20 protein-coding genes are annotated in these 22,347 nt (G+C 72.4%); 10 read left to right on the forward strand and 10 right to left on the reverse strand.

Annotation, left to right across the window (positions count from 1 at the left end):
- Positions 1-47: 47 nt before the first annotated feature.
- From ACPPVX_RS01510 to ACPPVX_RS01520, 3 genes are read right to left on the reverse strand one after another with little or no spacing between them, the layout of a single operon-like run.
- On the reverse strand, positions 48-1,142 hold the full coding sequence (locus ACPPVX_RS01510; protein WP_426573114.1) for a hypothetical protein: 1,095 nt from the start codon (positions 1,140-1,142) through the stop codon (positions 48-50).
- Positions 1,139-1,612 (reverse strand): hypothetical protein, encoded by a 474-nt coding sequence (locus tag ACPPVX_RS01515; RefSeq protein ID WP_426573115.1) that lies wholly within the window; start codon positions 1,610-1,612, stop codon positions 1,139-1,141. Before ACPPVX_RS01515 ends, ACPPVX_RS01510 begins: the two co-directional genes overlap by 4 nt.
- Positions 1,609-2,355, reverse strand: a complete 747-nt coding sequence (locus tag ACPPVX_RS01520) for a class I SAM-dependent methyltransferase (protein ID WP_426573116.1) — start codon at positions 2,353-2,355, stop codon at positions 1,609-1,611. The genes ACPPVX_RS01515 and ACPPVX_RS01520 overlap by 4 nt, the downstream gene beginning before the upstream one ends.
- 24 nt (positions 2,356-2,379) lie before the next feature.
- On the opposite strand from ACPPVX_RS01520, the gene ACPPVX_RS01525 reads away from it, so the two are divergent.
- Both ACPPVX_RS01525 and ACPPVX_RS01530 read left to right on the forward strand, forming a co-directional pair.
- The gene (locus tag ACPPVX_RS01525; RefSeq protein ID WP_426573117.1) at positions 2,380-2,943 is read left to right on the forward strand and encodes a DNA-3-methyladenine glycosylase I; all 564 of its coding nucleotides are present in this window, start codon (positions 2,380-2,382) and stop codon (positions 2,941-2,943) included.
- Positions 2,944-3,009: 66 nt separating this feature from the next.
- Positions 3,010-5,361: a hypothetical protein gene (locus ACPPVX_RS01530; protein ID WP_426573118.1), complete on the forward strand. Its 2,352-nt coding sequence runs from the start codon at positions 3,010-3,012 to the stop codon at positions 5,359-5,361.
- Between the two features lie 21 nt (positions 5,362-5,382).
- On the opposite strand, the gene uvrC is transcribed toward ACPPVX_RS01530, so the two are convergent.
- Complete coding sequence (gene uvrC / locus ACPPVX_RS01535) at positions 5,383-7,236, reverse strand: excinuclease ABC subunit UvrC (RefSeq protein ID WP_426573119.1); 1,854 nt, start codon at positions 7,234-7,236, stop codon at positions 5,383-5,385.
- A 102-nt stretch (positions 7,237-7,338) separates the two neighbouring features.
- On the opposite strand from uvrC, the gene ACPPVX_RS01540 reads away from it, so the two are divergent.
- Positions 7,339-8,517 carry a hypothetical protein gene (locus ACPPVX_RS01540; RefSeq protein ID WP_426573120.1) on the forward strand — a complete coding sequence of 393 codons (1,179 nt, stop codon included), beginning with the start codon at positions 7,339-7,341 and terminating at the stop codon, positions 8,515-8,517.
- Here ACPPVX_RS01540 and ACPPVX_RS01545 read toward each other — a convergent pair.
- Positions 8,478-9,824 (reverse strand): hypothetical protein, encoded by a 1,347-nt coding sequence (locus tag ACPPVX_RS01545; RefSeq protein WP_426573121.1) that lies wholly within the window; start codon positions 9,822-9,824, stop codon positions 8,478-8,480. The genes ACPPVX_RS01540 and ACPPVX_RS01545 overlap by 40 nt on opposite strands.
- Before the next feature lie 229 nt (positions 9,825-10,053).
- On the opposite strand from ACPPVX_RS01545, the gene nadA reads away from it, so the two are divergent.
- From nadA to ACPPVX_RS01570, 5 genes are all read left to right on the forward strand, one after another.
- Positions 10,054-11,208 (forward strand): quinolinate synthase NadA, encoded by a 1,155-nt coding sequence (gene nadA, locus ACPPVX_RS01550; RefSeq protein ID WP_426573122.1) that lies wholly within the window; start codon positions 10,054-10,056, stop codon positions 11,206-11,208.
- 109 nt (positions 11,209-11,317) lie between these two features.
- Positions 11,318-12,424, forward strand: coding sequence for a glucose-1-phosphate thymidylyltransferase (locus ACPPVX_RS01555; protein ID WP_426573123.1), 1,107 nt, complete (start codon positions 11,318-11,320; stop codon positions 12,422-12,424).
- Positions 12,425-12,431: 7 nt separating this feature from the next.
- On the forward strand, positions 12,432-13,391 hold the full coding sequence (gene rfbB, locus ACPPVX_RS01560) for a dTDP-glucose 4,6-dehydratase (RefSeq protein WP_426573124.1): 960 nt from the start codon (positions 12,432-12,434) through the stop codon (positions 13,389-13,391).
- A gap of 99 nt (positions 13,392-13,490) precedes the next feature.
- A complete protein-coding gene (locus ACPPVX_RS01565) occupies positions 13,491-14,444 on the forward strand; it encodes a GDP-L-fucose synthase family protein (RefSeq protein WP_426573125.1) in 954 nt (317 codons plus the stop codon).
- Positions 14,445-14,460: 16 nt separating this feature from the next.
- A complete protein-coding gene (locus ACPPVX_RS01570; RefSeq protein ID WP_426573126.1) occupies positions 14,461-15,696 on the forward strand; it encodes an oligosaccharide flippase family protein in 1,236 nt (411 codons plus the stop codon).
- Here ACPPVX_RS01570 and ACPPVX_RS01575 read toward each other — a convergent pair.
- Positions 15,675-16,499 carry a DUF268 domain-containing protein gene (locus ACPPVX_RS01575; RefSeq protein WP_426574974.1) on the reverse strand — a complete coding sequence of 275 codons (825 nt, stop codon included), beginning with the start codon at positions 16,497-16,499 and terminating at the stop codon, positions 15,675-15,677. The two genes, ACPPVX_RS01570 and ACPPVX_RS01575, sit on opposite strands and share 22 nt — an antisense overlap.
- Positions 16,500-16,538: 39 nt before the next feature.
- Between ACPPVX_RS01575 and ACPPVX_RS01580 the strand changes: the two genes are divergently transcribed.
- Both ACPPVX_RS01580 and ACPPVX_RS01585 read left to right on the forward strand, forming a co-directional pair.
- Positions 16,539-17,573 carry a CgeB family protein gene (locus ACPPVX_RS01580; protein WP_426573127.1) on the forward strand — a complete coding sequence of 345 codons (1,035 nt, stop codon included), beginning with the start codon at positions 16,539-16,541 and terminating at the stop codon, positions 17,571-17,573.
- Positions 17,570-18,532, forward strand: coding sequence for a glycosyltransferase family 2 protein (locus ACPPVX_RS01585; protein WP_426573128.1), 963 nt, complete (start codon positions 17,570-17,572; stop codon positions 18,530-18,532). The genes ACPPVX_RS01580 and ACPPVX_RS01585 overlap by 4 nt, the downstream gene beginning before the upstream one ends.
- Here the strand turns inward: ACPPVX_RS01585 and ACPPVX_RS01590 are convergent.
- The 4 genes from ACPPVX_RS01590 to ACPPVX_RS01605 are packed head-to-tail and all read right to left on the reverse strand — an operon-like array spanning position 18,517 to position 22,346.
- Positions 18,517-19,401 (reverse strand): glycosyltransferase family 2 protein, encoded by an 885-nt coding sequence (locus tag ACPPVX_RS01590; RefSeq protein ID WP_426573129.1) that lies wholly within the window; start codon positions 19,399-19,401, stop codon positions 18,517-18,519. The two genes, ACPPVX_RS01585 and ACPPVX_RS01590, sit on opposite strands and share 16 nt — an antisense overlap.
- A 7-nt stretch (positions 19,402-19,408) precedes the next feature.
- The gene (locus tag ACPPVX_RS01595) at positions 19,409-20,584 is read right to left on the reverse strand and encodes a glycosyltransferase family 4 protein (RefSeq protein ID WP_426573130.1); all 1,176 of its coding nucleotides are present in this window, start codon (positions 20,582-20,584) and stop codon (positions 19,409-19,411) included.
- Positions 20,585-20,621: 37 nt separating this feature from the next.
- A complete protein-coding gene (locus ACPPVX_RS01600) occupies positions 20,622-21,965 on the reverse strand; it encodes a sugar transferase (RefSeq protein WP_426573131.1) in 1,344 nt (447 codons plus the stop codon).
- Between the two features lie 54 nt (positions 21,966-22,019).
- A complete protein-coding gene (locus tag ACPPVX_RS01605) occupies positions 22,020-22,346 on the reverse strand; it encodes a DUF952 domain-containing protein (RefSeq protein WP_426573132.1) in 327 nt (108 codons plus the stop codon).
- Between the last annotated feature and the right edge of the window lies 1 nt (position 22,347).

A 22,347-nucleotide genomic window follows, 5' to 3' on the forward strand; every position in this document is an offset into this window, starting at 1 on the left:
GGCCCACGGGTGACCCGCCTGGCCACGACCCGATCGGCCGGCTGCGATCAGGCCGGACGGGGGCCGAGGGGGCTGTCGACCAGGGCATCGCCCGTGGGGACCGGCAGTGCCACCAGCGACGCGACCGCGGCACCGATCAGCCCCGAGAGGATGATGGTGCCGCCCCACAGGTCGATGGTCCACCCCAACCGGCCGTCGCTGCGCAGCATGGCGAACGTGGCCGCCCACAGCATCGAGCCCAGGAGCGCACCGGTGACCGCCGCCGCCCCGCGGCCGAGCGTGGGCTTGCCCGTGAGCGCCACCATCACCTCCAGGACGAGACCCGCCACCGCGTAGCCGACGATCTCGGGCTTGATCACCGTCCACGAGGTCAGGGCCAGCGCCGGGGCCCCGCAGAGGAACACGCTCAGCCAGAGCAGGCCGGGGACGGGGCGGAACCGCACGAGGATCACGGTGAACGCAGCCACGAGCACCGCCACGGTCCACACCGCGATGGCCAGCCCGCGGACCTGGTCGTAGTCGATGGGCGACTCGCCCACCAGCGGTTCGATGTAGCCCGGCGTGATCGACATGCCGCCCGCGAGGGGTGAGAGGTAGCCGGTGAACAGCGAGATCACCAGCACGGTCGAGACGACCGAGGAGAGGGCCACGAGCGACGCCACCAGGCCGAGGCGCCGGGCCGGTCGGCGCCACAGCACCACGATCGGCGACGAGAGCAGGAACGTCAGGCCCGCGAACACCATGAGGTGCGGCGGGCTCACCAGCGCCTCGATGTTGGCCTCGGTGCCGAACCGGGCGTGCCAGGCGGCGTCGGCCACGCCGCCGAACGCCAGGATCAGGAACCCGACCGTGGTGGTGCCGGCCGAGGTCACGAACGCCGGACCCCGCCGCAGCGCGCCCACGCCGAGCCACAGGGCGACCGCGGTGACGCCTCCGTAGAGCACCAGGTGCCAGCCCGACAGGAAGTCGCCGTTGAGGTTGCCGATGTTCTGGAAGTGACGGCTGATGTCGCCCGACAGCCCGACCGTGGTGACGAGGTTGCAGGCCATCAGGACCACCAGCTCGCCGTCGGTGATCTGCACGGAGTGGTCGCCGACGACCCGGCGGATCCGCGAGCGCACCACCACCCCGCGGTTGCTCACGACGCTGCCGTCCCCCGGCGGTGGCCCACCACCACCGCAGCCACGCACACCGCCGTGTACACCGCGACGACCGCCCACACCACCGGATCGAACGTGTCCTTCAGGTACATCGAGTAGCCGACCCCGGCCGCGACCGCACCGGCGCCCGAGAGCCACATCTGGCGCACCGGCGAGTACTCGATGCGGCCCAGGTTGTCGAGGACGAACTCGATGACGCCGGGCAGCGGGAACAGCCACAGCACGACCGGGTTGAGGCCCTCGGGCCACCACGACCCGATGCTGATGGCGACGCCCGACAGCAGGGCCACCGGGTACAGCACCAGGCAGCGCCGGCACACGTGACGCCCCGCGATCACCGCGCACCGGTCGTAGGCATCGGGCCAGTGGTGCGACAGCATCATCGGCGTGTCCGCCATGGGCGGATCATCGGCCGGGTCGAGCGACGTGGAGCCGCCCGGGTCGGTGCTCACGTGTGGTCCAGGTCCAGCTTGTCGGCGACGAGCACCAGCAGGCGCGGGATCGACGCGGCCTCCCGGTACTCGGAGGCGCGGGCCAAGAACCCCGGCGGCGGTGCGGGCTCGAGCATGCGCCGCAGCACCAGGCCCGCCTCGGACATGGCGTTCACGTAGCGGCTCATGGGCCGGTGGATGAAGGGGATGAACACGTCCTTCTCCACCTCCTCGATCGAGTTGTCCTCGACGAGGTAGGGCCCGATGCGCCAGTACTGCTCCGGCGGGTCGACCATGTGGTCGTCGATCCACCCGCTGTTCGGCGTCTGGAGGAGCGGGTGGTTCAAGAAGAAGGCGAACCGTCCGCCCGGGCGCAGCACGCGCGCCACCTCGTCGATGGCCTCGTCGACCGCTTCGATGTGCTCGAACACCAGGCACGCGACCACCGCGTCGAACGCACCGCTGGCGAACGGGAGGGCGTCGGCCCCGGCGCGGGCGTACGCCGGCCCACCGCCGCGTGCCGCCGCCTCCACCACCTGGTTGGCGGTGGGGTCGATGCCGGCGACGACCGTGGAGCCCTGCGACGCGGCCAGCCGGGCCACCTGGCCCTCGCCGGTGCCCACGTCGAGCACCCGGTCGTAGCCGTGGAGGAGGGTGGCGGCCAGCGGGAGGATCTGCTCCTCGTACTCCGGGTCGGCACCATCGGTGAAGCCCTCCTGCCACCAGCCGGAGTGCGCTTCCCAGAGATCGATGTCGTCGGCCACGACTCCGACGGTACCGTCCGGGCCATGGGTGACCTGGTGCTGCCGGCCGACACGTACTGCGCGATCGCGCCCGGGCACGAGTGGCACGGCCCGTACCACGACACCGAGTACGGCTTCCCGGTGGCCGACGAGGCCGCGCTCTTCGAGCGGCTGGTCCTCGAGATCAACCAGGCCGGGCTCTCCTGGCTCACCATCTTGAAGAAGCGCGAGGGCTTCCGGGCGGCCTACGACCGCTTCGACGTGGACGCGGTCGCGGGCTACGGCGAGGACGACCGGGCGCGCCTGCTCGACGATGCCGGGATCATCCGCAACCGGCTCAAGGTCGACGCGGCCATCGCCAACGCCGCCGTCATCGCCGGCTTCCGCGACAAGCACGGCGGGTTCCACGAGTGGATCGCCGCCCAGCACCCGCTCGCCAAGGCGGACTGGGTGAAGCTGTTCAAGAGGACGTTCCGCTTCACCGGTGGCGAGATCACCGGCGAGTTCCTGATGTCGACCGGCTGGATCGACGGCGCCCACCACCCGGCCTGCCCGGTCTACGCCGAGATCGCCGCCCTGGCCCCGCCCTGGACCGCCGCCCCGGCCTGATCCACCCGTCGCGACCAGGTCGCGCCTCACATCGACCGCCTCCAGACCGATGGAAGGGGCGTGGCGGTGCGATCGAGCTCAGACGGCGCGGGGCCGTGGCCCTCGGTGGCGGCCGGGCTGGTCGCGGTCGCGTCGGGCCTCGTGGTCCGCGGCTTCACCTGCGACGACGCCGCCATCACCTACCGGTTCGCCGAGCAGGCCGCGGCCGGACACCCGCTCGGCACGGTCACGGCCGGCGATCCCCTCGTGTCGGGCTTCTCGAACCCGACCTGGACGCTGGCCCTCGCCGCGCTCGCCCGGCTGGGCCTGCCGGTCGCGGGATCGGCGAAGGCGCTCGGCATCGTGTGCTTCGCGCTCACTGCAGTCCTGGCGACCCGCCTCATCGGAAGGCTGACCGAGCACCGGGCGGCCGCCTGGGCGGGCTGCCTGGTCGGGGCCTCGTCGACGTTGGCGCTCTGGTCGGTCTCCGGCCTCGAGAACTCGCTGGTCGCCCTCCTCGTCGTGGCGACGGCCCTGCTGCTGGTGGCGGAGGAGCAGGACGAGCGGCGCGGCTGGCGCTCCTTGGGGTCCAGCGCCGCGGTGGCCGTCCTGGTGGTCAGCCGACCCGATGCGTTCACCTACCTGGCCGCAGCCGCGTTCGCCCGGGCCCTGGTGGTCCGGCGCCGGCCCGACGCCGGCTGGGGGACGGCCGTGGGTGACGTGGCCCGCTGGGTGGCGGCGCCGGTGGTGGTGCTCGCCGGGTGGTGGGCGTTCAGCCTGCACCGCTTCGGCTACGTGCTCGCGAACACGTACTACGCCAAGGTCGACCAGACCGTGGGGGACCGGCTCGTGAGCCTGACGAGCGGGTCGGGGCCCCTCGCCGTCACCCGCGACTTCCTCCTCATCACCGGCGCGGTGCTGATCATCCCCCTCGTCCTGCTCGCCTGGCCCCGTCGGCGAGGCCCCGTCGCGACGGTGGCGGTCCTCGCCGCCGCCACGTTCGTGCTGCCGACCAGCGAGGTCGACTGGATGGCCGACTACCGCTTCTACGCCGTCGCCGTGCCGCTGCTCATCGTGCTGGCCACCGTCGGCGCCGATTGGGCCGCGGGCCGGTACGCGACCACCGGCCGGCCTGGCTCGGTGCTCAGCGGGGCGCTGCGGCCGGCTCGCCTCTGCGGTGCGCTCATGATCGTGTGGGCGATCGTCAACCTCGCCGCGACGGTCGGGCTGGCCCGGACCGACTTCCCCGGCCAGGTCACCGTGGCATCGGTCCGGGGCTCGACCGCCCCCCTCGCCGCAACGGGCCAGGACCTCGGCCTCCAGGATCCGCTCGTGATGACGGCCGACGCCGGCGCCACCATCGACGACCTCGACCTCCGCCTGCTCGACCTCGCCGGCCTGCTCGATCCCCAGATCAGCCACCTCATGGCCCCCGACGAGCTCGACCACCGGCTCGAGTACGCGTTCCTCGAGCGCCGCCCCGACCTGATCCGCGCCGGCACCTCGGACTGGTCGTGGAACCAGCGCTGGCACCTCACGCCGGCGACCCTCGCCGACCTGGGCTACCTGGCCCTCCCCCACATCGCCGAGCCGGCCTACGTCCGCCGCGACCTCGTCGTGCGGTCGGCCGTGAGCCGCCCGGTGGCGGCCGGCGAGCGCGTAACGCTCGACGAGCTCAGCGCACCCGAGGTCGCCGAGCGGGGCGGCCAGATCGTGGCCCGGGCCTGGATCGACGGCGGACCTCACGAGCCCGGGACCACGATCTCGTTCACGTTGTCGCGACGAGGTGCACGTGCGACGACCGTGACGGTGCCGTTGGGCGCGGATCTCCTCGCGTCCGGCCAGTGGGCCGCCGATGAGGCCCTCGAGCACGTCGCCCACCTCGCTCCCCCGGCCGGGACCGGTCCGATCGAGCTGACGGTGGCAGCACGGCACCGGGGCCGGGTCACCGTCCTGGGGCAGCAGACGATCGCGCCCAGCGGTGCCGTCGCCGCCGCGGACGGCCTGACCGCCGGACTCGGCTCGGGCGCCGCCGAACGGCTGGCGGCCCTGCAGGAGCTGCACGACCTGGCGCTCGCCGCGCCCCGCGAGGCCGAAGCGATCGGCGCGATCGACAAGCGCATCCGCCACCAGGGCCTGACCGACCTGCGGCACGCGCTCGAGGCCGACCCGCACACCACCGGCGGGGCGGACGCGGTCGAGACCGACCGGCGGGCCATCAGCGCCCTGCGGGGACGGGCCGAGCCCGACGCGTCGTGGCGCTCGCTCGCCGCCCGGCTCCACCACCGGGCCGGGAGCGCCGGAACCACCGCCGAGGAGCGCTACCGCCTGCTCACCGTGGCCGCCGCAGCCGACCCGACGAGCGGCGCCATCCAGCGCGACCTGCTCGCCGCCCGCCTCGCCCGCCCCGCCCGACCGGTCGACGCCACCACCGCCTGAGCCGGCCTTCGCCGCCCGCGGTCAGATGGGGTCGTGGAGCTTGGCGTAGACCGCCCGGGCCACGGCGTCGGGCAGCCACGACAGCGCCTGGAGCTGCTCGAGCGAGGCCACCTTCACCGCCTTCACGCCGCCCAGCTCCTTGGTGAGCCGCTTCTTGCGCGTCTCCCCCAGGCCCGGGATCCCGTCGAGCGCCGACGTGGTCATGCGCTTGCCGCGCAGCTCGCGGTGGAACGTGATGGCGAAGCGGTGCGACTCGTCGCGGAGGCGCTGGAGCAGGTAGAGCGCCTCGGACTGGCGCGGGATGCGGATGGGGTCGGAGAGGCCCGGGACGTAGACCTCCTCGAACCGCTTGGCCAGCGAGGCGACCGGGATCTCCTCGTCGAGCCCGAGCTCCTGGAGCACCCGGATGGCGACGCCCAGCTGGCCCTTGCCGCCGTCGACGAGGAGCAGCTGCGGCGGGTACTGGAACCGGCCCCGCTCTGCCACCGGGAGCTTGCGCTCGGCCAGGTAGGCGGTGAGCCGGCGGGTGAGCACCTCCTCCATGGCGAGGAAGTCGTCGTTGCCCTGACCGCTCTTGATCTTGAAGCGCCGGTACTCCGACTTCTTGGGGAGTCCGTCCTCCATGACGACCATCGAGCCGACGTAGTCGGTGCCCTGGAGGTGGCTCATGTCGTAGCACTCGATGCGCAGCGGGGCCTCGGGCAGCCCGAGCGCGTCCTGCAGCTCGTTGAGCGCCTTGGCCCGGCTGTTGTGGTCGCTCGCCCGCTTGAGCCGGTGGCGGACCAGCTCCTCCTTGGCGTTCTTGGCGACGGTCTCCTGGAGCGTGCGCTTCTCGCCGCGCTGCGGCACCCGGATGCTCACGGCTGAGCCCCGCAGGCCGGTCAGCCAGGTCTGGTACAGCTCGAGGTCGTCGGGGTCCCACGGGACCAGCACCTGCTTGGGCATGCCGATCGGCGGCGGCGGGTCGTAGAGGCCCTCGAGGATGCGACCGGTCAGCTCGTAGGGCGTGAGGTCCTCGACCTTGTCCATCACGAAGCCCTTGCGGCCGACCACGCGGCCCTTGCGGACGTGGAAGACCTGGACCGCCGCCTCGAGCTCGTCGTCGGCCACGCCGATCACGTCGAGGTCCTCGTTGCGGTCGGCCACCATCTGCTGGCGCTCGATGGCCTTGTTGACCGCCGCCAGCCGGTCGCGCAGGCGGGCGGCCCGCTCGAACTCGAGCTCGTCGGCCGCCTCCTGCATGCCGGTGCGGAGCTTGACGACCACCTCGTCGGTGTCGCCTTCCAGGAACTGGAGGAGCTCGTCGACGTACCCCTGGTACTGCTCCTTGGTGACCTCGCCCACGCACGGCCCGGAGCACTTCTCGATGTGGAACAGGAGGCACGGGCGGCCGAGGCGCTCGTGGTGCTGGAACTTGTTGTCCGAGCAGGTGCGGACCGGGAAGGTGCGCAGCAGCAGGTCGAGCGTCTCGCGGATGGCGTAGGCGTGGCCGTACGGCCCAAAGTAGCGCACGCCCTTCTTGCGAGCGCCGCGCATGACCATCGGCCGGGGCCAGTCGTCGGACACGGTGACCGCCAGGAACGGGTAGCTCTTGTCGTCGACCAGGCGGATGTTGAACCGCGGGCGGTGCCGCTTGATGAGGGTGTTCTCGAGGAGCAGCGCCTCGACCTCGTTGCCGACCTGGATCCACTCGACGGTCTCGGCGGTGGCCACCATCTGCGCCGTGCGCAGCGGCAGGTTGGTCTGGAAGTAGTTCGACAGCCGGGAGCGGAGGCTCTTGGCCTTGCCCACGTAGATCACCCGGCCGTGGATGTCCTTGAACTGGTAGGAGCCGGGTGCATCGGGGATCGTGCCGGCAGGGGGACGTTGGACCACGCCCCCTAGGTTGCCGGATCGCGCACGCGTTCGGGCACTCCAGCCCGAGGTCCGGGCCGGAGCCGGTCCTCACGTCCTCCCGGCACCTGCCGATGGACGGAGGTGGCCACCACCAGCGGCACCGACGAGCTGGCGGAGGTCGACGTCCTGCGGACCCAGCGACCCGCCGCCGCCGAGCCACCTGACGGGCCCGCGAGGGGCTTCTCGCCCCAGGCCATCGCGGCCATCACGACGCTCGCGGTGGGCCTCATCTTGCTGGTGGAGGTGTTCCTGGCCCCGGCCGCACCCTGGGGCGGGGTCGACAACCCCGGGGCCTTCCACCCGCCGCGGAGCCGCGCCGAGCACCTCGTCGCCAAGATGGACGGTCACACGTTCGCCGCCACGGCCATGGACCCGACGATGGCCCACGCCCCCGACTCGTACTTCGGGGACCGGGCCGATGCGGCCTACCGCTCGTCGCGGCCGGTCCAGGGCTGGGTGGATCTGGTGGCGTCGGCCGGTGGGCAGCGCTCGCTGCTGGCCCCGGCGATCCTGGTCCTCACGGCGGTCGGCCTCGGCGCCGCGGTGCTGTCCGTCGCCGACCTCGGCCGGGCGAGCGGTCGCCGGATCCGGTGGCTGGGCCTGGTGGCGGCGACGCCCGCCGGCATCGCCGCCGTGGCGTACCCCGGGATCTGCGAGCCGCTCGCCATCGCCCTCGCCTGCTGGGGCATCGCCGCCTGGCTGCGAGACCGGCCCTGGGAGGCCGTGGCGCTGCTGACCGCGGCCGCCCTGACCCGAGAGACCATGGTGGTGGTGCCCTTGGGCCTGGGGCTCGCCCACCTGATCGAGCGGCGCACCCCGATCGGTGCCATCAAGCTCGCGGTCCCCGCGGTTGCCTACGGCGCCTGGATCGTGATCGTCCACGCCCGCATCGGCGCCTGGCCCAGCGACTACGCCCAGACGGGCGACCTGCTCGCCGGGTTCCAGGCCGGGTTCCCGCACTGGCACCTGGCGGAGTGGGCGGCCGCCCTGCTCCTGGTCGGTTCGGCCGCGGTCGTCGCCGTGCGGGGCACGACGTGGATGCGGGCGATCGCCGTGCTCTACGTCCCGCTGCTCGCCGTCGCCAACCACCAGGTCTGGTGGGTGTGGCTGGGCTTCGGCCGGGTGGCCGTCCTGCTCCCGGTCTTCGCCCTGATCGCCCTCGGCACGCCGATCCGGTCGAGCGCCCCCGCCGTCGGGGCCGATCCGGTGGATCCGTCGGATCAGGCCGAGGCCGTCGCCGCGGGCTCGATCCCAGCCTGATCGCTCGCCCCAGGGGGACCGTCGGCGCCGGCGGCCGCGAGGGCCAACCAGGCCAACGGGAGCAGCGAGGCGACCAGCACGAGGTAGTTGGTCTGGAAGGTGCGGGCCGGCACCAGGACGCACAGCAGGCCGACGCCGGCCGAGGCCCCGGCGGTCCACACCGACGGCCAGCGACGGACGGCCAGGATCGGCAGGACGAGCGCCAGCACCAGGCCGAGGACCGTGAGCAGCCCGAGCAGGGGGCCGTGGAACAGTCCGGGGCTGGTGGCCGGGAGGCCGATGCCGGAGGTGGGCATCAGCGGCTTCGACCGACCGAGGTTGAACCACACCGTGTCGTCGAGGAAGGCGGACGGCGAAGCGGCGAGGAACGGCAGGCAGGTGACCAGGAGCGTGGCCGGGAGGGTCCACCAGCGCCGCAGCGCGGCCCACCCGCCCGTCAGCACGACCACGACGGCCAGCGGCGGGATGAGCACGGCCAGCAGCACCTTCACCGACAGGGCCAGGGCCAGGGTGAACCCGGCCAGCCGGGGCCGGCGGTCGGCCCAGCACAGGGCCAGGACCGCCAGGGCGACCGCCATGAGGTCGTTGGTCCCCCAGCTCAGGTACACGAGGGTGAACGGGCCGCCGAGACCGCAGATGGCGCCGAGGCGCAGCCAGGCGGGCTCGGGCCGTCGCGCCAGGGCCACCAGCGCCCCCACGAGGACGAGCCAGCCGAGGATCCGGGTGTCCCAGCCCAGGCCGACGGCGTTGGCCCCCGCCACGAAGGGGGTGTGCACCAGCGCGGCGGCGGGCAGGTACGGGAAGTGGTGGGCGACGGGGTTGGCCACCTTGGCCCCGTCGTTCCCCTCGACGAGGAGCCACGAGCGCGGCAGGTCACCGGTGAAGTCGGCGGTGTAGGGGTTGCGGAGGTGGGCCAGGTCGTCGGCGGCAGCCCGCGTGACGATGACGCCACCGTCGTGCGAGCGGTCGCGGATCGAGCCCGAGCCGTTGGCTCGGGCGTAAGCGGCCCAGCCCGACAGCAGCGAGAGGACGATGACCGCCACCGGGACGAGGCGCCTGGCCAGGCCGGGCGAGTCGGCCACGGTGAGCGGGAGGCCCACCGACAGGGCGACGGCCCCGGCCGCCAGCACCATCCAGAGCGTGGCCCCGGGCCAGCACACGAGCACGAGCGACACCAGGATCACGGCGAACCCGGCGGTCCGGCGAGGGTGACCTGCCCGCGGCGGCGCGGCGGCGGAGCCCGGTTCGAGGCCCGGATCGGCCTGGGGGTCCGTGGCCCGAGGGGCCCGGGCGCGCGTCGTCACCATGTCGTTCTATCGGCCGGTCGGGGGTCGGTTGAAGGACCCTCGCCCCCGAAGTGGTCGGTGGTCACCTGGGGCACGAAGAGGGAGGGATCGCGCCCGACCACCCACTACAGTGCGCTTGCCGGCCTGGAATCCGGCCCCATATCCATCCCGTGCCGACATCCCCGTGGCGAGGCGTCCAGGCTGTCCCCACCGGCACCAAGACGGGATCCAGACCTCATCGGAGGCCACCATGCTCAGGCTCCAGACCCCCCTCCCCGACCGCTACCGGGACGCGACGCCCGAGGCGCTCGACGAGATGATCGGTGCGGCCAAGGCCACGCTCGGCGAACGGCTCTTCATCCTCGGCCACCACTACCAGCGCGACGAGGTCATGAAGTGGGCCGACGCCCGCGGCGACTCGTACCGGCTCTCGGTCCTGGCGCAGGAACGGCCCGACGCCGACTACATCGTGTTCTGCGGCGTGCACTTCATGGCCGAATCGGCTGATGTGCTCACCGGCGACCACCAGGCCGTCATCCTGCCCGACCTCAACGCCGGCTGCTCGATGGCCGACATGGCCGACATCGACGAGGTCACCGAGGCCTGGGAGGCGCTCGGCGACGTGATCGACACCGACCGGCTCGTCCCCATCACCTACATGAACTCGTCCGCGGCGCTGAAGGCGTTCGTCGGCGAGCACGGCGGCGCCGTGTGCACCAGCACCAACGCCCGCGAGATCCTGGAGTGGGCCTTCACCCAGGGCGACAAGGTCCTGTTCTTCCCCGATCAGCACCTGGGCCGCAACACGGGCTTCGCCATGGGCTACACGCACGACGACATGCGGGTGTGGAACCCGCGGTTCGAGCTGGGCGGGCTGGAGGCCGACGAGGTGCAGGCCTCCACGTTCCTGCTGTGGAAGGGCCACTGCTCGGTCCACCAGCGGTTCTCGCCGGCGCACGTGGCCGCGTTCCGCGCCGAGCACCCCGACGGCATCGTGATCGCCCACCCCGAGTGCAGCCACGACGTCTGCTCGATCGCCGACGAGGTGGGTTCCACCGACTACATCATCAAGGCCGTGGCCGCGGCCCCCGTCGGCGCCACCATCGCCATCGGCACCGAGATCCACCTCGTCAACCGCCTCGCCGCCGAGACACCCGACAAGACGGTCGTGTCGCTCGATCCGCTGATCTGCCCCTGCTCCACCATGTTCCGCATCGACGGCCCGCACCTGGCCTGGGTGCTCGAGAACCTGGTCGGGGGCAAGGTCATCAACCAGATCACCGTCGACCCGATCACCACCGAGTGGGCCAAGGTCGCCCTCCAGCGCATGCTCGACATCACGCAGGGCAACCCCGTCGAAGCGGTCCGCAACCCCGCATCCGACACCCGGGCGCTCCCGGTCTGACGTCGGCGCCGTCCCGGCGCGTGGGCGCAGGGGCGCCGCCGGTCCTCCGGTAGGGTCACCATCCGTCCGACCGGCACCTGCACGTACCGGGCAAACCTCGGGGAGTGGCATGAAGGGCTTGATCCTCGCTGGGGGCAAGGGGACGCGGCTCCGGCCGATCACCCACACCAGCGCCAAGCAGCTCGTACCGGTGGCCAACAAGCCGATCCTCTTCTACGCGATCGAGACGGTGGCCTCGGCCGGCATCGACGAGATCGGCATCATCGTGGGCGACACCGCGGCAGAGGTCCAGGCCGCCTGCGGCGATGGCAGCCAGTTCGGCGTGACGCTGACCTACATCCTCCAGGACGAGGCCCTCGGCCTCGCCCACTGCGTGCGCCTCGCCCGATCGTTCCTCGGCGACGACGACTTCGTCATGTTCCTGGGCGACAACCTCCTCGAGGAGGGCCTCAGCGGCTTCGCGGCCCGGTTCGAGGAGGCCCGGCGCCGGGCCGACACGCCCTCGTTCCACGACGACCACGCCGCGCCCGCCGCGTGGGTCCTCCTCGCGGCGGTGCCCGACCCCCACCAGTTCGGCGTGGCCGAGATCGGTCCCGACGGGGAGATCGTCCGGCTGGTCGAGAAGCCCGCCGAACCGGCGTCGAACCTCGCCATGGTGGGCGCCTACTTCTTCACCCCGGCGATCCACGACGCGGTGGCCGCCATCGAGCCCTCTGCCCGCGGAGAGCTCGAGATCACCGATGCGGTGCAGTGGCTCATCGACCGGGGCGACGTCGTCCGCCACGACCTCCTGTCGGGCTGGTGGCTCGACACCGGCAAGAAGGACTCGGTCCTCGATGCCAACCGGCGCGTCCTGGAGACCCTCACCACGCGCATCGACGGCCACGTCGACGACGACAGCAGGATCGATGGCCGCGTCGTGATCGACGCCGGCGCCACCGTCACGAGGTCCACGGTGCGCGGGCCGGTCTCCATCGGGCCCGGGGCCGAGATCACGAACAGCTACGTCGGGCCCTTCACGTCGATCGGCAGCGACGTGACGGTGGTCGACAGCGAGGTCGAGGGCTCGGTCCTCCTGCCCGGCGCCAGCCTTCGAGGCGTCCCCCGCCTGGTCGACTCGCTGCTCGGCCGCAACGCCGAGGTGTTCCGCTCCGTCCAAGCGCCCCGCGCCAACCGCCTGCTCGTGGGCGACCACTCCACCGTCGAGCTGCAGTAGGCGTCCGGTGAAGGTCCTGGTCACCGGCGGCGCCGGCTTCATCGGATCGAACTTCGTCCGCCACCTCGTGGCGACGAGCGACGACGAGATCACCGTGTTCGATGCCCTCACCTACGCCGGCAGCGCAGCCAACCTCGACGGTGTGCTCGACGGGAAGCGGGTGCAGCTGGTCGTGGGCGACGTCAGCGACCGTGCTGCGGTGGCCGGCGTCGTGCCCGGCCACGACGCCGTGGTCCACCTCGCCGCGGAGACCCACGTCGACCGGTCCCTGTCGGGTCCCGACGTGTTCGTCCGCACCAACTGCGACGGCACGAACATCCTGTGCGACGTGGCCCGACAGCACGACGTGCAGCGCTTCGTCCACGTGTCGACCGACGAGGTCTACGGCTCGATCGAGGTCGGCTCGTTCACCGAAGACGACCCCGTCCGCCCGCGCTCGCCGTACGCCGCCAGCAAGGCAGGAGCCGACCTGATCGCGCTCGCCTACTTCGAGACCCACGGGCTGCCCGTGGTCGTCACGCGATCGTCCAACCAGTTCGGTCCGTACCAGTACCCCGAGAAGCTCATCCCGTTCTTCACGACCTCGCTCCTGCTCGGCCTCAACGTCCCGCTCTACGGCGACGGCGCCCACGTCCGCGACTGGATGCACGTCAGCGACAACTGCCGTGCGCTCGACCTCGTCCTCCGCCACGGCACCGCCGGCGACATCTACAACATCGGGGCCGGAGAGGAGCGCCCCAACCACGAGGTCGTGGGCGAGCTGCTCCGGCTGCTCGGCGCCGACGGCTCCCGGGTCGACCACGTGATCGACCGGCTGGGCCACGACCGGCGGTACTCGATCCGCACCGACAAGGTCCGTGCGCTCGGTTGGGCGCCCGAGTGCTCGTTCTCCGAGGCGCTCGCCGAGACCGTGGCCTGGTACCAGGCCCACCCGGCCTGGTGGGAGCCGCGACGCGCCCCGGTCTGACCAGGCCTGCGACCTGCGGGTGCCCGCGGGAGCCGCCGCTCGCTCAACTGCACCCCCTATCCTGCCGATGGGAGCGGGCCACCTCACCTGGGAGCGGAAATGACCGAGCAACCGAAAGACGCACGGATCTTCGTGGCCGGACACCGAGGCCTCGTCGGCTCTGCGATCGTCCGGCGCCTCGAGCGCGACGGGTACACCAACATCCTCACGGCGTCCCGGGATCAGCTCGACCTGCGCGACCAGGCCGCGGTCAACTACTGGTTCCGCGCCAACCGGCCCGAGTACGTGTACCTGGTCGCCGGCACGGTGGGCGGCATCCTCGCCAACTCCACCCGGCCCGCCGAGTTCCTCTACGACAACATGATGATCCACGCCACGGTCGTCGAGGCCAGCCGGCTCCACGAGGTCACCAAGCTGCTGTACCTCGGCAGCTCGTGCATCTACCCACGCGAAGCAGCCCAGCCCATCACCGAGGATGCGCTCCTCACCGGCCCCCTCGAGCCCACCAACGAGCCCTACGCCATCGCCAAGATCGCCGGGATCAAGCTCTGCCAGGCCTACCGGCGCCAGTACGGCTGCAACTTCATCTCCGCCATGCCCACCAACCTCTACGGGCCCAACGACAACTTCGACCTCAACTCCAGCCACGTGCTGCCGGCGCTCATCCGCAAGTTCGACGACGCCCGGGCCGAGGGCACCACCGAGGTCGAGGTGTGGGGCTCGGGCACGCCCTACCGCGAGTTCCTCCACGTCGACGACCTGGCCGACGCCTGCCTGCACCTCATGGAGCACTACGACGGCGATCAGCACGTGAACGTCGGCACCGGCCTCGACCTGACCATCCGCGACCTGGCCGAGACCATCCGCGACATCGTCCACCCCGATGCCACCATCCGCTTCGACACGTCGAAGCCCGACGGCACGCCGCGCAAGCAGCTCGACGTCTCGCTGCTCGAGTCGCTGGGCTGGACCCACTCCATCCCGCTCGATCAGGGGATCCGCTCCACCTACGACTGGTACCGCGCTCAGCACTTCGCCACCTCTGCGGCCTGAGCCGACCACACATCCGGTGGAGGCCGAAGCAGACTTCGCGCCACCGCGCAGCGGCCGCCAGACGGCCGTCATCGCCGGCGGGCGCATCGGTGCCGCCGCGCTGTCGGCGCTCTGGCTGATCGTCGCCGCCCGCCAGCTCACCCTCGACCAGTTCTCCGACCTCGCCCTGGTGCTCGCCCTCGGGTCGGCCCTGTTCTTCCTCACCGACGCCGGCTACTCCAACCTGCTCAGCGCCCACGTGGCCGCCCTGGGCAGCATCCAGCGCCGTGCGGTCACGGCCACGATCGACCGCCGCATCCGCGGCTCGATCATCGCCCTGGTCATCTTGGTGCCCGGCTACCTGGTGGCCGCCAACGACGCCGACCCGATCATCCCGCTGCTGTTCCTCGGCTCGCTGATCGGCAACGCGATCCACGGCTCGATCGTCGCCGCCTTCCGGTCGATCGGGCACTCGCGCGCCGAGGCCACCAACGAGGTCGTGTCCCGATCGCTGCTGCTCGTCGTGGGCTGGCTGTGGCTGAGCAACGGTGGCGGGGTCGAGGCGGCGGTGATCCTCTACTCCCTGACCGACCTGGCGTCTGCGGTGGTGCTGTCGATCGTCGGCATCCGCTGGATCCGCGCCCACGCGGCACCGGCCGAGCCCCTGCCCGACCTCCACTGGCGCCGCGCCCTCCCCATCGCCATCGGCTCGGGCTTCGCCACCATCTACGGCCGCCTCGACACCTGGCTGGTCGCGCTCCTCGCCCCAGCGGGAACCTCGGGCATCTACGCCGCCTGCTACCGGATCACCGAGACGCTCCGCCTCCCCGCGCAAGCCTCGGGTGCCGTCACGCTCGCCGACGTCGGGCGAGAAGGCGACGACGGCCTCGCCCTCGCCCGCGGCCGAGCGTTCCACTACGTCGGGCTCACTGCGATCCCCGCCACCATCCTCGTGATCGGGGCCGAGCCGATCCTGCGCCTGCTGTTCGGGCACGAGTTCGCCGCCGGCGCGCCGATCCTGCGCGTCCTCGCCCTCTCGTCGCTCGCCAGCGCGGTCGTGTCGGTGCTCGGTCCGACCGTGTCGGTCGCCACCGGTCGCCGCTACGCGATCGCGGTCAGCGTCGTCACCGCGCTCAACGTCGTGATGAACCTGATCCTCATCCCGCACCTCGGGGGCACCGGCGGCGCATGGGCCAACGTGGCCAGCGAGGCCGCCCTCGCCGGGCTCCTGCTCGCCGCGCTCCGCAACCGTCAGGGCTTGGTGAACACGTAGATCCCCAAGCCGTAGGCGTTCCCGGCCAGGGTGCTGGGCTCGACCTGCTCGTGGAACGTTCCGCCATCGTCGATGCCGTCGAAGCGCTCCAGGACCAGCCCCGGCAGCAGGGCGACGGGGTCAGCCGGGTCGAACACCCGGTGGGCGTTGAACTCCACCCGGCGCCGACCCACCGGCACCGAGAGGTACAGGCGGCCTCCGGGCGCCAGCACCCGCTCGAACGACGCCAGCGCCCGCAGGGGCGCGTCGACCTCGATCGGGTCGCCGTAGCGGCCGAGACCGAAGTGCTCCACGGCGTGCAGGCTCGACAGCGACGGCAGCGAGCCGTCGGCGAAGGCATCCATCGACGCGCCGTCGCCCTGGAGGAACGTGAGCCCGGCGATGGTCGAGTGGAGCGGCCGGACGTCGAGCACCTCGACCTCCCGGAACACGAGCAGGTGGGCGATGAACCCGTCGATGCGGCTGCCGACGTCGACGTGACGGACCGGTGCGGCGTCACGGAGGAGCTTGGCGACGTGCAGGTCCTGCTGGAAGTACTGGTCCCTGGTGGACCCCGCCTCCTCGTCCCGATCGGACAGGACGGGGAGCCACTGGACCCGGGTGAACGGTCCGTTCGAGCCCCGGAGCTGAGCGCGGAACGCTCGCCGATCGGCCAGGAACGCGCCGGTCGATCGGACCGATGCGGCCATCCGCCCGAGATCGAGGCCGCCCATCGCCAGCGACTGGCGGGCCCGTGAAGCGGACGAGCGAACCCGCGACGGCTGGACCGGCCCATCGTCGTCGGGGGCGGGAGGATCGACCATGATGGGCACCGGCTGGATCGTACGAGTTGGGAGCCATCGTTGGGTGCACCGATCCGGGTGTTGTTCGTCGCCATGCGCTGGGACTACGGCGATCGCAGCCGAGGGCCGAGCTTCGAGCACCAGAACTTCTTCGATGTGCTCGACCAGATGGACGGCATCGAGGTCCGCGAGCTCGACTTCCTGTCGGCGTTCCAGGAGGGCGGGACCGACCAGGTGGCCCTCGAGCTCCGGGCCGCGGTCGACGACTTCCGGCCCGACCTGGCGTTCTTCGTCCTGTTCGAGGAGCAGATCGGCGCCGAGGTCCTCGCCGAGCTGCGAGACCGCCCCGGCCTGATCACCTACAACTGGTTCTGCGACGACCACTGGCGCTTCGACGACTTCACCTCGCGCTACGCCCCGCTGTTCAACGCCGTAAGCACCACCGATCGCAAGGCCCTGCCGAAGTACCGCGCCCTGGGCATCGATGCCATCAAGACGCAGTGGGCGGCCAACCCGCACCTCTATGCACCCACCGGCAACCCGGTGCGCCTCGGCACCACGTTCGTGGGCCAGTCCTACGGGGACCGTCCCTGGCTGATCCGCCGGCTCCAGCGCGCCGGTGTCGACGTGTCGACCTGGGGTCCGGGCTGGCCGGCCGGCCGTCTCGAGTTCGACGACATGGTGGCCACCTTCTCCGACTCGCGCATCAGCCTCAACCTCACCGCCGCGTCCAACGACCCCTCGGTCCCGCGGGTGGTGCGGGGCGTGCTGAACCGCACGTATCCCCCCGCCCTGCGGTGGGTCGGGCGCAACCTCGACCAGATCAAGGGCCGCACCTTCGAGATCCCGGCGTGCGGCGGCTTCCAGCTGTCCAGCCAGGTGGACGACATCGAGTCGTACTTCGAGGTGGGCGAGGAGATCGCCGTCTTCACGTCGCCGGGCGATCTCGTCGAACAGGCCCGACGCTACCTGGGCGACGACGCCGCCCGATCGAGGATCGCCGCCGCCGGGCTTCGGCGGGTGCAGGCCGAGCACACCTACGAGCACCGCTTCCGGGCCATCCTCGACCACCTCGGCCTGAGCCCCGCACCGTGACCGCGACGCACGATCTCATCCTCTGCACCCGGAACCGGCCGGCGGACCTGGCCACCTGCCTGACCAGCCTGATCGACCAGCGGGCACCCGCCGACCACGTCCTCATCGTCGACGCGAGCGACGATCTGGAAGCAGCTGAGGTCCAGGCCGTGGTCGACGGCCACCCCGACCTGCCCATCGAGCTCATCCGGGCCCAGCCCGGCCTGCCGGCCCAACGGAACCTCGGGGTGCACCGGTCCACGGCGGCCATCGTGCACTTCCTCGATGACGACACGGTCCTGGAGCCCGGGTACTTCGCCGCGATCCTCGAGCAGTTCGCCGCCGATGACCGGCCCCTGAGCGACCCGCTGGCGGTCCTGGGCGTCGGCGGCCTGCCCACCGACCTGCCGCCGCCACGAGCCGCGGGCCTCCAGGGCCGCCTCGCTCCCGGCTCCGTGCGACCGGGAGCGGTGCTGCCCTCGGGTCGTGGCGTGCTGGCATCCGGGCTGATCGAGCCCACCGAGGTCGACTGGCTGAGCGGATGCGCCATGAGCTTCCGCCGGCCGGTGCTCCTCGCCGAGCCGTTCGACGAGGGCCTCGAGGGCTACGCGCTCGGCGAGGACCTCGAGCTCACCTACCGCGTGCGCCAGCACGGCCGGCTCATCGTCGACCCCGCGGCACGCCTGGAGCACCGCGAGTCGCCTCGCAACCGGTGGGATCGCCAGCGGTGGGCCCGCACCGATGTGGTGAACCGCCGGCGGCGGGTGGCCAGCGGCACCGGCGCCTACCGGGTGCGGGCGTTCTGGCTCGACGGGCTGGCCCAGCTGGGCCTCTGGTCGGTGCGGGCGATCCGACCCGGTGCCACCGATGCCCGGTCGATGGCCAAGGGCATGGCTGCCGGCCTGTGGGCGGCTCGCTCGGTCTTGTCCGCGGCGCCCCGACCGGGCCCGTGGCCGCCCGCGGATCAGCCTCGGGCGTAGCCGGCGCGCCGCAGGGCCGAGCGGGCGAGCTTCCCGCCTCGGGCCACCGGATCGAGGACCACCGCGGCCCCCACCTCACGGGCGCACCCGACCTTGTCGCCGCCCCGCCACGCCGCCCACGCCCGTTCCTCGTGGAGCTTGGCCCTGAGGTGGCGGCCCAGGCCGCGCTCGTCGGCCAGCGCCGGGAGGTGGCGCTCCAGGATGATCCGGTGCGACCGGGCGAGCGCCTCGCGATCGAGGGCGCTGCGGTCATCGGCGTGGATGATCACGGTCACGTCGGGGACCACCACCAGTTCGTGGCCCTTCTCGGCCATGCGGAGGAACCAGTCGTAGTCCTCGTTGCGCGGGATGTCCTCGGGCCACGGTCCGATCTCGTCGAGCGCGGCGGTGCGGACCAGCATCGTGCTGCCCGCCGACAGGTCGACACCGCGGACGATGCGCTCGATCAGCCGATCGTGCTGCTCGGGCACCCGAACGTCGATGCGCCCGCTCGGGTACCGCATCTCGAACGCGGTGGACGCCGCGCTCACCCCTGGGGGAGCCGCCTCCAGCGCCGCTCGGACCGTGGCGAGGTGCTGCGGGTACCACTCGTCGTCGGAGTCGAGGTACGCGACCAGGCGCCCCCGAGCGATGGAGCGGGCCACGTTGCGGCCGGCGCTGATGCCGCCGTTGACCTCGCGCCGAGCCACGCGCACGCGGGCGTCGTGGAACGACTCCGCCACCGCTACGAGGTCCTCGGTGGATCCGTCGTCGCCCACCACGACCTCGAAGTCGTCGTCGGTCTGGGCCAGGACGCTGGCGATGGCGCGCGCCAGCACGGCGGATCGCTCGTAGCACGGGATGAGGACGGAGGTGGTGGGGTCGGTCATCGATCCATCAGGGTCGGGCCACGGGGACGGTGGTCCCGCGGAGCAGGCGGTCGTAGAGGGCCTCGACGTCGGCCACCATCCGGGCCTCGGAGAACGACGGGAGGAGCGCGGCGGCCCGCTCTGCCATCGCCGACGCCATCGGCGGGTCCGACGCCAGCGCGACGAGCGCGGCGCCCAGCGCCGCGGCATCACCGATCGGGACCAGGAGGCCCGTGTCGCCGTCGACGACGACCTCGCGGATGCCGCCGGTGTCGGTGGCCGCCACCGGCAGGCCGGCACGCATGGCCTCGAGCGCAGCGCGCGGCAGCCCCTCCCAGCGCGACGAGAGGGCGAACAGGTCGGAGGCCGAGAGCAGCTGCGGCACGTCGTCGCGCAGCCCGAGGAGATCGACGGCACCATCGAGCCCGAGGCGGGCGGTGGTGGCCCGGACGTCGGCGTCGAGGGCCCCGGACCCCACCAGCGCCAGGCGCAGCGCGGGCGCCGAGCGCCGGGCGATCGCCAGCGCCTCCACCATCGTGATCGGGTCCTTCTGGGCCTCGAGGCGCCCCACCGAGATCACCACCTGGTCCGATGGAGCCCAGCCCAGCTCCTGGCGGAGCGCCCGCCGTGCCGCGCCGCCGTCCGGTTCGGCCCCGGCGTCGGGGCCCAGCGCGATGCCGCTGCGGATGATCTCGTACTGGTCGGGGCGGCCGATGCCGTGGCGGAGGCCGAGCTCCCGATCAGCGGAGGTGACGACGATGAGCACATCGGTGCGCTTGGCCAGCCACCGCTCGATCGTGCGGTAGCCGAGGGCCACCGGCGCGGCCTGGCTGTCGTTGAAGCTCCACCCGTGGACGGTGTGGACCAGGTGGGCGACACCAGCCCGCCGCGCCGCCAGGCGGCCGACGACCCCGGCCTTGCTGCTGTGGGTCTGGACGACCGCCGCCCGCTGGGCGGCCAGCACCTGGGTGAGCTCGCGCACGGCCCGGGCGTCGTCGAGCGGCCGGATCGGCCCATGGAGCGCATCGACGGTGATGACCTCGATGCCGGCACCATCGGCCGCCGATCGGAGCGAACCGCCCGAGCCCTCGTCGGGCCCGGCCAGCAGCACCGGCGCGAAGCGCGACCGGTCGAGGCCGGCGCACACCCGGATCGCGGTCTCCTGCGCACCGCCCACGTCGAGCCTCGTGATGATGTGCGCCACCCGAACCGGAGCCTCCCGGCTCATGCGCCGCCCCCGCTCACCGGCCGCCGCCTTCGGTGCCGGTGACGCTGCGCACCGTCCGGCCGATGACCCGCAGGTCGAACCGGACGCCCTGGTGGCGGAGGTAGAAGAACTCGTACTGGAGCTTCTCCACCGCATCGCGCTCGTCGCCGGCGTAGCCGTACTTGACCTGGGCCCACCCCGTGAGCCCCGGCCGCACGAGGTGGCGCATGCCGTAGAACGGCAGCGACGCGCTGAGCTCCTTGACGTAGCGCGGCTGCTCCGGGCGGGGCCCGACCACCGACAGCTCTCCCCGCACGATGTTCAGCACCTGCGGGAGCTCGTCGAGGTGCGACTTCCGGAGGATGCGCCCGAACCGGGTGACGCGGGGGTCGTCGAGCTGCGTCCACGCGCTCCCCTGCTCGTCGGGCCCGGGCTCGTGCGGGAGCATGCTGCGGTACTTCAAGATCGCGAACGGGATGCCGTTCCGGCCGACGCGCTCCTGCCGGTAGAACAGCGGCCCCCGGTTGCCCACCAGGTTGGCCGCCCACACCACCGGGATCGAGAGCACGAACGGGATCATCCCCACGAGGCCCATCACCAGGTCCATGAGGCGCTTCACCCGGGCGTAGCGGACGCGGTGGATCTCGCTGATGTCGAAGAACAGCGAGGCCCGCTCCAGCTCGCCGATGGGCAGCTTGCCGAGCCACTCCTCGTAGAACTGCACGAGGCTGCGCACCCGCACGCCGGCCTCGTGCAGCACGGCGGCGTCGCCGACCACGTCTTCCGCGCCCTGGGCGTCGCGGTCGAGCACGATCACCGAGGCCTGGGTCTCGAGCACCTTCTCGACGAGCGGGCGCTCGTCGCCGTGGGTGGTGGCGGCGGGCACCGTGAGGTGCGCCACGAGCACCGCGGCCCGTTCGGGGACCAGCGCCAGGTCGGCCACCAGCCGATCGTGCTCCTCCATCGATCCGACGAGCACCACCCGATCCCTGCCCTCGTCCCGGGTGCGGCCCCGCCTGGCGAGGGCGTTGACCGCCACCTGCCAGGGGATCAGCAGGAGCGCGCTGCCGAGGACGACGAAGCGGGGCAGCAGGGCGTCGCCCACCACGAGCTGCAGGAGCGAGACGCCGACGGCAGCCGACACCGACACGCCCGCGGCCACCAGGGTGGCCTCTCGAACCGACCGCGGCAGGTCGGGCAGGCCGAAGCCGTAGCCGGCGATCCACAGCAGGAGGATGTAGCCGACGGCCCATGCGAACCGGGTGGACCCGGTGAAGTCGTAGGCGGGGTCGGCCACGTACGCGGCGTGGATCTTGCTGAGGCCGAGGACCACACCGGCCGCGCCGAGGAAGCTGAGCAGCCGGGTGACTCGTCTCACCTGACCATGGTACGAACCGGGCCGGGTGCCGCCGGCGATCCCGCCGGCTCGCCCTCAGGTGACGGCGGTGGTGTCGACCACGGCAGCCACCGGGACGGGCCCGTAGGCGTGCGGGAACGCCTGGCCCGACCCGTAGGAGTCCTCCTCGACCAGCGGGGTGGCGCCGAGGCGCGCCGGGTCGAGACGGAGCGCGAGCAGGCCGACCACGCCGTCGAAGTGCTTCCCGACCGTGCCCGCCACCTGGCGGCCCCACGAGCAGTGGACGAACCCCTCGGCCTCGAGGGAGGCCGGGACGATCGATCCGTCGGCCTGGTAGGCGGCCCACTCCACCGGGGTGGCGAGGTGGTACAGCGAGTCGGGCTGCAGATCCTGCAGGGCCATG

It is taken from the genome of Aquihabitans sp. McL0605, from assembly GCF_049993875.1.
Classification (GTDB): domain Bacteria; phylum Actinomycetota; class Acidimicrobiia; order Acidimicrobiales; family Iamiaceae; genus Aquihabitans.

Coding starts and splice junctions, on each gene's coding strand:
- nadA (WP_426573122.1), top strand. CDS start 10,054: ATGCTCAGGCTCCAGACCCCCCTCCCCGACCGCTACCGGGACGCGACG.
- ACPPVX_RS01545 (WP_426573121.1), bottom strand. CDS start 9,824: ATGGTGACGACGCGCGCCCGGGCCCCTCGGGCCACGGACCCCCAGGCC.
- ACPPVX_RS01555 (WP_426573123.1), top strand. CDS start 11,318: ATGAAGGGCTTGATCCTCGCTGGGGGCAAGGGGACGCGGCTCCGGCCG.
- ACPPVX_RS01525 (WP_426573117.1), top strand. CDS start 2,380: ATGGGTGACCTGGTGCTGCCGGCCGACACGTACTGCGCGATCGCGCCC.
- ACPPVX_RS01575 (WP_426574974.1), bottom strand. CDS start 16,499: ATGGTCGATCCTCCCGCCCCCGACGACGATGGGCCGGTCCAGCCGTCG.
- ACPPVX_RS01590 (WP_426573129.1), bottom strand. CDS start 19,401: ATGACCGACCCCACCACCTCCGTCCTCATCCCGTGCTACGAGCGATCC.
- ACPPVX_RS01605 (WP_426573132.1), bottom strand. CDS start 22,346: ATGGCCCTGCAGGATCTGCAGCCCGACTCGCTGTACCACCTCGCCACC.
- ACPPVX_RS01565 (WP_426573125.1), top strand. CDS start 13,491: ATGACCGAGCAACCGAAAGACGCACGGATCTTCGTGGCCGGACACCGA.